This window comes from Streptomyces sp. NPDC028419, from assembly GCF_055565515.1.
Genome location: NZ_JBVHUE010000022.1, coordinates 145,927 through 154,014 on the forward strand (window position 1 = coordinate 145,927; position 8,088 = coordinate 154,014).

At 73.6% G+C, this 8,088-nt stretch carries 5 protein-coding genes and 1 pseudogene; 4 read left to right on the forward strand and 2 right to left on the reverse strand.

From position 1 onward, the window contains the following. Positions 1–5 precede the first annotated feature (5 nt). A complete protein-coding gene (locus tag ACZ4UB_RS25090) occupies positions 6–482 on the forward strand; it encodes a hypothetical protein (RefSeq protein WP_468073355.1) in 477 nt (158 codons plus the stop codon). Here ACZ4UB_RS25090 and treY read toward each other — a convergent pair. Next, on the reverse strand, positions 479–2,680 hold the full coding sequence (treY, locus tag ACZ4UB_RS25095; protein WP_468073357.1) for a malto-oligosyltrehalose synthase: 2,202 nt from the start codon (positions 2,678–2,680) through the stop codon (positions 479–481). The genes ACZ4UB_RS25090 and treY overlap by 4 nt on opposite strands. Before the next feature lie 82 nt (positions 2,681–2,762). Here treY and ACZ4UB_RS25100 point away from each other — a divergent pair, with 82 nt between their 5' ends. Beyond that, the gene (locus ACZ4UB_RS25100; protein ID WP_468073359.1) at positions 2,763–4,049 is read left to right on the forward strand and encodes an MFS transporter; all 1,287 of its coding nucleotides are present in this window, start codon (positions 2,763–2,765) and stop codon (positions 4,047–4,049) included. On the opposite strand, the gene glgX is transcribed toward ACZ4UB_RS25100, so the two are convergent. Beyond that, positions 4,034–6,148, reverse strand: coding sequence for a glycogen debranching protein GlgX (glgX, locus tag ACZ4UB_RS25105; protein WP_468073361.1), 2,115 nt, complete (start codon positions 6,146–6,148; stop codon positions 4,034–4,036). The two genes, ACZ4UB_RS25100 and glgX, sit on opposite strands and share 16 nt — an antisense overlap. Positions 6,149–6,411: 263 nt before the next feature. Between glgX and ACZ4UB_RS25110 the strand changes: the two genes are divergently transcribed. Then, a complete protein-coding gene (locus ACZ4UB_RS25110) occupies positions 6,412–7,680 on the forward strand; it encodes an SAV2148 family HEPN domain-containing protein (RefSeq protein ID WP_468073363.1) in 1,269 nt (422 codons plus the stop codon). A 97-nt stretch (positions 7,681–7,777) separates the two neighbouring features. Further along, positions 7,778–7,996 (forward strand): annotated as a pseudogene (locus ACZ4UB_RS25115) (VOC family protein); the annotation flags it as partial. Positions 7,997–8,088: the final 92 nt, after the last annotated feature.

Genomic DNA, 8,088 nt, shown 5'->3' on the forward strand with positions numbered 1-8,088 from the left:
TCGCGTTGGAGCGTCGCAGGGTGCTCGGGATCGGTGCGGGGCTCGGGGCGGGAGCGGCCGCCGTGTGGGCGTGGCGGAGCCTGGGCGGACGGGACGGCGGGGGCGGGGCGAAGTGGCACACCGACAGCGCCCCCGTGGAGGAGGCGTTGCCGGTGCTGGGCCCGCTCACCCACGCCGAGTGGGTGAGCAGCCGGGACCACGAGCGCGACCTGCCGTCACCGGAGTTGGTGATCTCCGGCTTCGCCCGGCTGGCTCCGGGCAGGCTCGCCGAGCTGACGGCGGCCCACGCCTTCGTCGCCGAGGCGCCGACCGCCGGCTTCACCTCCTGGTTCGAGAAGCCGCTGGCCGGCCGGGGACCGCGGCACCCGCAGTGGATCCGGATCCCCGCCCTCGACCACGACGGCGGCGGCTCCTCCACCCACCTGTGGTTCGACCGGAGCAGCGACACCGTCCGCTTCTCGGCGCTCAACCCGTACACCTAGGCCGCCTCGCGGACCAGGACCGTCACCGGGCCCGTCGACAGCAGGTGCTTGAGGGGGACCCGGTCGGTCAGGGGTTCGCGTCCGGGGTCCAGGACCGGGGTCCAGGAGCCCGGGGGGAGCGGGAGCAGGGTGTCGCCCCAGCCGCCCGCGACGTCGAGCAGGTGCGGCAGGCGGGTGACCGCGACCAGCAGCTCCGGGGAGCGGGTGTAGGCCAGGCAGTGCTCCGCCGCCGGGCCCTCGGCCGACAGCGGGGCGTAGCCGGCGAAGAGCTCCGGGCGCTCCCGCCGCAGCCGCAGCAGGGTGGTCGTCAGGGCCCGCTTCGCCGCGCCGACGGCGGACCGCGCGGGGCCGGGGAAGGCCACCGGGCGGCGGTTGTCCGGGTCCACCAGGGTCCGGCACTCGTCCTCGCCGCCCTGGTAGATCTCCGGCACGCCCGGCATGGTCAGGTGCAGCGCGGTCATCGCCAGGATCCCGTCCCCGGCCGCCGCCGAGACGTCCGGCAGGGCCCCCGGGCCGGGCAGGTGATCCGCGAGGGTGGCCTCGTACGCCGGGTCCGGGTCGGTCCAACTGGTGTGCAGGGCGGCCTCCTTGGCGGCCTTGAGCAGGGCCGCCGCGAGCCGCTCGGTGCGCTGCGGCGCGTCCCCCAGGCCCAGGGAGCTCTGGAAGGCCGTCCACGCCTGCCGCGGGTCCGGGGCCCCGGCGAGCAGTGGCATCAGGTCGGGGCGCTGCGAGAGCACCGCGATCCGCGCCCGGACGTCCGCGCTGCGTTTGGTGTCGTGCGTGGACAGCACCGTGCCGGAACCGGGCCAGTGCCGCTCCAGATGGGCGCAGTACGCGTGGAACTCCTCCGGGAGGACCGCCGGCCGGCCCGGGTCGCCGCCCACCTCCGTCGCCGACAGCAGCGGGGCGTAGCGGTAGAAGGCCCGGTCCTCCAGGGACTTGGCGCGCAGCGCGGCCGAGGTCTGGGCGAAGCGCGCCGCGAAGGCGGCGTCGGACAGCAGCAGTGCGCGCACCGCCGCGACGGCCTCCGGGGCGGCGGCCGACTCCGGCGGGTCGACGAGGCCGGGCAGGTCGGCCCGCCCCGGGTAGGTCCGGTAGACGGGACAGGCGACGAGGAGTTCCCGTACGGCATCCGCCAGAAGGGGGCCGGCCCGCCGCACCAGGGTGGCCAGTTCGGCCGCCAGGTCCCGCGTGAGCACCTCGCGGGTGGCGGCCTCGGCGGTCTGCGGCCAGTCGGGCGCGCCGGTGGAGTTCCGGTAGCGGGCGGCGAGTTCGGCGGCCCCGGTGCCGCAGGTCAGGACCCCGTCCACCTGCCGCAGGGCGTCGTAGCCGGTGGTGCCGGCCACCGGCCAGTCCTGCGGCAGCCGTTCCCCGTGCGCCAGGATCTTCTCCACCACGATCCACACTCCGGGGCCCACCGCGGCCCGCAGCCGGCGCAGGTACCCCGCCGGGTCCGCGAGCCCGTCCACGTGGTCGATCCGCAGCCCGTCGGCGACCCCGTCGGCGAGCAGCTCCAGGAGCTTGCCGTGCGTGGCGGCGAACACCTCGGGATCCTCCACCCGCACCCCGATCAGATCGGAGATGGTGAAGAAGCGGCGGTAGTTCAGCCCGGTGCGGGCCTCCCGCCAGTGCGCCGGCCGGTACCACTGGGCCGCCAACAGCTCGGCCGGGGGGAGTGCCCGCGTGCCGGCCCGCAGCGGGAAGCGGTGGTCCCCGACGTGGAGCAGGCCGTCCACCACCCGGACCTCGTCCGGATCCAACGGCCCGGCCAGCACCGGCAGCAGCAGCTGCCCGTCGTTCACCTCCCAGTCGATGTCGAACCAGCGCGCGTACGGCGATCCGGGACCCTCCCGGAGCACCTCCCACAGGGGACGGTTGAGTTCTAAGGCCGCCGGGACCGCCATGTGGTTCGGCACGATGTCCAGGACCAGGCCGAGGCCGTGCGCGCGGGCCGTGCGGGCGAGCGCGCGCAGCCCCTCCTCGCCGCCCAGCTCGGCCCGGACCCGGGTGTGGTCGACGACGTCGTAGCCGTGGGAGGAGCCGGGCACCGCCTCCAGCACGGGGGACAGGTGCAGGTGCGAGACCCCGAGCGAGGCGAGGTACGCGACGGCGGAGGCGGCCGCCGCGAAGGGGAATTCCGGGCGCAGCTGGAGTCGGTAGGTGGCGGTCGGGCGCGGGGTGGCTGGCTGCGGGCTCATGAGAACGTACGTACCCAGCCTGCCGGATTCCGTGCCATGACCCAATGCATCCGGGTGACTGCGCCGGGTTAACGTTCCTCAGGTGTTTGGAACCGTCGACACCTATCGAAAAGTCATCGCCCTCACCGGGCCCCTCCTGCCCGTCATATCCTTCTTCGCCCGACTCCCTGTCGCGATGTCGCAGTTCGGGAGCGTCCTGCTGGTCGTCCAGACCAGCGGCTCCCTGGCCACCGCCGGCATCGTCGGCGGCTCGCTCTCCGCCGGCCAGGTGCTGTGCGGCCCCCTGCTGGGCCGGCTGGCCGACCGCCACGGGCAGCGGCCGGTCGTCCTGGCCGCCGCCGCCGTCAACGCCCTCGCCACCGGCGCACTGGTCGCCGGGGCCCTCGCCGGCCTCGACACGGTCCCGCTCGCCGCGATCGGAGCCGTCACGGGGGCCTCCATCCCCCTGATCGGACCCCTCGCCCGGACCCGTTCGGTGGCCCTCGCGCACCGCGCCGGGGCCGACGAGGGCGTGATCGGCGCGGTCCACTCCCTCGAAGGCACCCTGGACGAGGTGTCGTTCGTGTTCGGCCCGGCCCTCGTCGGGCTCGCCGTCCTCGTCGCGCACCCGGCCGTCGCCCTCGCGGGCGCGGCCGTCCTCGTCGTCGCCTTCGGCAGTGCCTACGCCCTCCACCCGACCGCCTCCGTCACGGCCGGCTCGCCCGCGCCCACCGGCGCCGCGAAGGCCGGCCGCCCCCGCCACCCCGGGATCGTGCACGCGGTCCGGGGCTCGCTCGCGCTCCAGGGCGCCATGTTCGGGGCCTGTCAGGCCGGCATCGCCTCCCTCACCGACCGCCTCGGCGCCCCCGGCCAGGCCGGGATCGTGTACGCCGCGATGGGCGTGGTCAGCGCGGTCGTCGGCCTCGCCCTCGGCGCGCTGCCCGCCCGGTTCGGGCTGCGGCTGCGCTGGCGGACGGCCACCGGCGCCGCCCTGCTGCTCTCGGCCCCGCTGCTGTTCGTCGACAGCCTCTGGAGCCTGTACGCCGTCGTCACCGTCCTCGGCGCGGCCTACGCCCCCCACCTGATCACCGCCTTCGCGCTGACCGAGCGGGCGGTGGCCCCGGACCGGCTCGCCGAGTCGATGGCCTTCGCCGCCAGCTCCCTGGTCGCCGGGCAGGCCGTGGCGCTCGCCGTCTCCGGACGGCTCGCCGAGTGGTACGGGCCCGCCGGAGCCTTCGCGGTCGCCGTGGGCGCGGCCGCGCTCTGCCTGGTCCTCGCCCTCCTCGCCCGGGTGCCCGCCGCCCGTACTCATCCGGCCGCGGCGGACACGGCGGCCGCCGTGCCCGCCGCCGTGTCCGGCGCCCCGCGGGAGTCCTACGCCGGGCGCTGAAGCACGACCAGGCTCCGCCCCGTCAGCGCCACCCGGTCGCCGGCCGCGTACTGCGGTCCGGTGCCGGGTGGCAGTACGTCCGCCCGCGCCGTGTCCACCACCAGCCGCCACTCGGCGCCGTGTCCCACCGGGACCGTGAAGTCCTGGGACTCCGCGCCCGCGTTGAACATCAGCAGGAACGAGTCGTCGGTGATCCGCTCGCCGCGGGTGCCCGGCTCGGAGATCGCCTCCCCGTTGAGGAACACCGTCAGGGCCTTCGCGTGCTGCGCCTGCCAGTCGCGCGCCCGCATCGGCTCGCCGTGCGGGGTGAACCAGGCGATGTCCGAGAGCTCGTCGTCGGTCCCCTCGACCGGCCGCCCGTGGAAGAAGCGGCGCCGCCGGAACACCGGGTGGTCGCGCCGCAGCCACACCATCTGCCGGGTGAACTCCAGCAGGGTCGGCGGCGGTTTGCCCGGCTCCGGCCAGACCAGCCAGGACAGCTCGTTGTCCTGGCAGTAGGCGTTGTTGTTGCCGCCCTGGGTCCGGGCGAACTCGTCGCCGTGACTCAGCATCGGCACGCCCTGCGACAGCATCAGCGTCGCCACGAAGTTGCGCATCTGGCGGGCGCGCAGCTCCAGGACCTCCTCGTCCTCGGTGGGCCCCTCGACCCCGCAGTTCCAGGACCGGTTGTGGCTCTCGCCGTCCCGGTTGCCCTCCCGGTTGGCCTCGTTGTGCTTCTCGTTGTAGGAGACCAGGTCGTGCAGGGTGAAGCCGTCGTGGCAGGTGGCGAAGTTGATCGAGGCGAGCGGGCGCCGCCCGTCGTCCTGGTACAGGTCCGAGGAGCCGGTCAGCCGTCCCGCGAACTCGGCGAGCGTGCGCGGCTGGCCGCGCCACAGGTCCCGCACGGTGTCGCGGTACTTGCCGTTCCACTCGGTCCACAGCGGCGGGAAGTTGCCCACCTGGTAGCCGCCCTCGCCCAGGTCCCAGGGCTCGGCGATCAGCTTCACCTGGCTGACCACCGGATCCTGCTGGACCAGGTCGAAGAACGAGGAGAGCCGGTCGACCTCGTGGAACTGGCGGGCCAGGGTCGCCGCCAGGTCGAAGCGGAAGCCGTCCACGTGCATCTCGGTCACCCAGTAGCGCAGCGAGTCCATGATCAGCTGGAGGACGTGCGGGGACCGCATGAGCAGCGAGTTCCCGGTGCCGGTGGTGTCCGTGTAGTAGCGGGCGTCCTCCGCGAGCCGGTAGTAGGACGCGTTGTCCAGGCCCCGGAAGGACAGGGTCGGCCCCAGGTGGTTGCCCTCGGCCGTGTGGTTGTAGACCACGTCGAGGATGACCTCGATGCCCGCCTCGTGCAGGGCCCGGACCGCCGATTTGAACTCCAGCACCTGCTGGCCCCGGTCCCCGGAGGCGTAGGCGTTGTGCGGGGCGAAGAAGCCGATGGTGTTGTAGCCCCAGTAGTTGCTGAGCCCGTCGTTGAAGAGCCGGTGGTCATTGACCGACTGGTGCACCGGCATCAGTTCGAGCGCCGTCACCCCGAGCTTGGTCAGGTGGCCGATCACCGCCGGATGGGCGAGGGCGGCGTACGTACCGCGCAGTTCCTCGGGCAGGTCGGGATGACGCATGGTCAGCCCCTTGACGTGCGCCTCGTACAGCACGGTGTGGTGGTACTCGGTGCGCGGCGGCCGGTCGTTGGCCCAGTCGAAGTACGGGTTCACCACCACCGAGGTCATCGTGCGCGGCGCGGAGTCCAGGTCGTTGCGCGAGTCGGGCCGGCCGAAGTGGTAGCCGTACACCTGCTCGCCCCAGTCGACCGACCCGCTGATGGCCCGCGCGTACGGGTCCAGCAGCAGCTTGGCCGGGTTGCAGCGCTGCCCGCGCTCGGGCTCGTACGGTCCGTGCACCCGGAAGCCGTAGCGCTGGCCCGGCATCACCCCGGGCAGGTAGGCGTGGCGGACGAAGGCGTCCGTCTCGCGCAGCTCGACGGCCGTCTCCGAGCCGTCGTCGTGGAGAAGGCACAGCTCGATGCGCCGTGCGGCTTCGGAGTAGACCGCGAAATTGGTGCCCGCCCCGTCGTACGTGGCACCCAGGGGGTACGCCTGTCCTGGCCAGACCTGCATAGATGCGACTCTTCCAATCTGATCCGGCGTCGGACTACGTCTCCCAGATCTTCCCCGAAAGAGCGGAGGTACGCGGGGACTTGGGATGGTCCTACCGGGTGAAGGCGTAGAGCCGATATGCGGGTCAGTGGACTATGCGCGCATCGGATAATGGGTCAACGGGGGGCCGGTGTAAGGGCCATCCGGCTGCACCGGGCCGCGCGCGCGGGATACCCTTCCTTGATCGTTGGAGGCGGGGGCCAGGAGCGGGAGGCGGTGCGCGGGTGGGCTCGGGAGGTCTGGAGCTTCCCTCTGGTGACAGCGGTCACGAGGGCGGTCCGGCGGACACCCCGGGAGGTGTACCCGGCGCGGTGGCCGGGACGGTCTTCCTGGCGGGTCCGACGGAGACCGGAAGTGCGGGGAGTGCCCGGACCGGGGCGGAGCTGGACTGGGGCGCGGACGCCTGGAGCGAGGTCCGCACCAGGGCCCAGCGCGCGGGCCGGGCGTACATCTGGCTCAATCTGATCGAACAGCGACTGCGGGCCGTGGTCGGGGCGGTGCTCCGGCCGATCTACGAGCCCGTGCACGGCCAGGACGACTGGGTGGTCGCCGCCGCCGGGCCCGCCGGGCAGGAGTGGGTGCAGCGGGCGGTCGCCGTCCGCGAGGTCAGCCGCCGCAAGGGCTACCTGCTGGACTCGGCCGACGACAACGTGCTGAGCTTCCTGACCCTGCCGCAGCTGCGGGAGCTGATGGTCCAGCACTGGCCCTGCTTCGAGCCGTACTTCGACGACCGGCGCGAGATCGAGCAGGCCCTGGACGAGCTGGAGGTCACGCGCAACGTGGTCTCCCGCAACCGCGCCCTGTCGCGCCCGGTGCTCGAACAGGCCGAGCGGGCCTCGGCGCGGCTGCTCGACGTCCTGGGCGGCGGTTCGGGCAGTCCCTCGGCCGACCGACTGCCGATCGACGCCGTCGAGGACCTGGTCGGCGACCGGTACGCCGACGTCATCTCGGTCCACCCCGACCGGGTGCGGCTCCAGCGCCAGCTCCCGGCGGAGGACCTCTTCGGCGGCGCCCGCCGCCTCGACGCCATCGGGATAGGCCTGAACCTGCTCGTCCAGAACTACTCGGGCCGAAGACTCGTCCGGCTCACCGAGGCGGGCTGCCGGGTGCGCCTGCTGTTCCTCAATCCGGCGAGCAGCGCGGTCAAGCGGCGCGAGCGGGAGCTGGGGCTGCGCAAGGGGGAGTTGAGCCGCTCCGTCGAGATGAACATCCTCCACGTGCGGCGGGTCAGGGCGGGGCTGCGGGACCCCTCCCGCTTCGAGATCCACGTCTTCGACGAGACCCCGCGCTTCACGGCCTACCTGGTGGAGGGCGAGTCCTCGGGCATCGCGGTGGTCCAGTCGTACCTGCGCCGGGCCCGCGGGATGGAGGCGCCGGTCCTGGTGCTGCGCGGGGGCGGCCGGGGGGTGCCGCGCGACGCGGACCACGGGCTCTTCACGACCTACCGGGAGGAATTCGAATCGGTGTGGGAGGACTCCCGGCCGGTGTCGTGAGCGCGGGCGGGGCGGTCGCGGGTCGGGGTCGCGGGGCGGGGTCGCCGGTCCGTCCGGTCGTCGGTCCGCCCGGCCGCCGTGCTGGCAGGATGGCGGCATGGAACGTGTGCGGGGCATCGGCGGACACTTCATGCGGGCCGCGGACCCGGCGGCCCTGGGCGCGTGGTACCGCGACTGCCTGGGTCTGGACGCGGACGAGCACGGCCTGTGGCGCCAGGAACCCGGGCCGACGGTCTTCGCGACCTTCGAGTCCGGGACCGACCACTTCGGCTCCCGCACCCAGCAGAGCATGATCAACTTTCGGGTCCGCGGCCTAGTAGGACTTCGTTAGGTTGTTCTTGATCTTGGGGTTGTGTGTGCCGTGTCGAGGAGGGGCCTCTGGCAGGTGATGCAGACCCCCGTCCAGCA

Bases quoted from the DNA above. Each gene is read 5' to 3' on its own strand.
- treY (WP_468073357.1), bottom strand. From the start codon at position 2,680: ATGAGCCCGCAGCCAGCCACCCCGCGCCCGACCGCCACCTACCGACTC.
- glgX (WP_468073361.1), bottom strand. From the start codon at position 6,148: ATGCAGGTCTGGCCAGGACAGGCGTACCCCCTGGGTGCCACGTACGAC.